This is a genomic window from Candidatus Saccharimonadia bacterium (genome assembly GCA_035544015.1).
In the GTDB taxonomy this organism is placed as follows: Bacteria; Patescibacteriota; Saccharimonadia; order UBA4664; family UBA4664; genus UBA5169.
On the sequence record DATKIP010000052.1, the window covers coordinates 1 to 1044 of the forward strand.

At 61.1% G+C, this 1044-nt stretch carries 1 protein-coding gene; it reads left to right on the top strand.

All coding sequences use genetic code 11. The annotated features are described in order from the left end of the window. Positions 1 to 220: 220 nt before the first annotated feature. Positions 221 to 1044 (top strand): IS5 family transposase gene (locus VMT30_02865; protein HVQ43883.1). Its coding sequence is split into 2 segments (ribosomal slippage), with 825 coding nucleotides annotated over them: positions 221 to 593 and positions 593 to 1044; the frame shifts between segments, so codons are not numbered across the junction. This gene is flagged as partial in the annotation.

Consider the following 1044-nt stretch of genomic DNA (forward strand, 5'->3'; position numbering starts at 1 on the left):
GTGGCCGGCGGCCGTTTCGCATCCCGCCGGCCCTCACTTAGTGGCGTGGTCAAGAAGTCGCGGTCGAGGACCGCGAGTTCGCGAACTTGCCGATTTCGAGCGAGCCCCGCTGATCTTCATCGAACGTCATGAGCCTCTGAGAGCCGATCCGGGAAGTTCTTGAGTCTGATGAATCGGATGTGATTCATTGCTGGGCGCTTGATTCTCTGGAGAGCGCCCGATGTGGAAGCCTGAACACCGCCTTGCGGCGGACCGCCGTGGCCTTCGTTACCCGAGCGATCTAACTGATGCCGAATGGGCGATCGTGGCGGCCATGATCCCGCCAGGCCGGCACGGCGGGCGCAGACGGTCTGTGAACGTGCGCGAGGTGTTGAACGGGATCTTTTACGTGCTGTGGACCGGCTGCCAATGGAAGGCGCTGCCTAAGGATCTGCCGCCGAAGAGCACGGTGCACGACTATCTCGAGCTCTGGAACTGGGACGGCACCTTGGAGCGCATCCATCACACGCTGTACGTGGCGGTGCGCGAGGAGGAGGGGCGTGAAGCAAGCCCGACGGTGGCGATCATCGACTCGCAGTCCGCGAAGGGCGCTCAAAAAGGGGGTCTGGGCTTGATCCTTCGGGCTACGATGCGGGCAAGAAGATCAAGGGTCGCAAGCGGCACATCCTGGTCGACACGCTGGGTCTCCTGTTGAACGTTGTCGTTCATCCCGCCGATATTCAGGATCGCGATGGCGCCTTCCACTTGCTGCGTCGGGCGAGACGACTATTCCCGTTCATCGAACGCATTTTTGCTGACGGTGCATACGCGGGACGCAAGATGGCGATGACGGTGTGGCGCACTGGTGCCTGGAATTTGCAGATCGTCAAGCGATCGTACGCTGCTGGATTTGAGGTGCTACCCAAACGGTGGATCGTCGAACGAACGTTCGCGTGGATCAGTCGTAACCGTCGCCTGGCTCGCGACTTCGAACGCTACGCAACGACCGTTGCTGCATTCATCCGCCTCGCCATGATCCGCATCATGCTCAGGCGACTTGCCGCA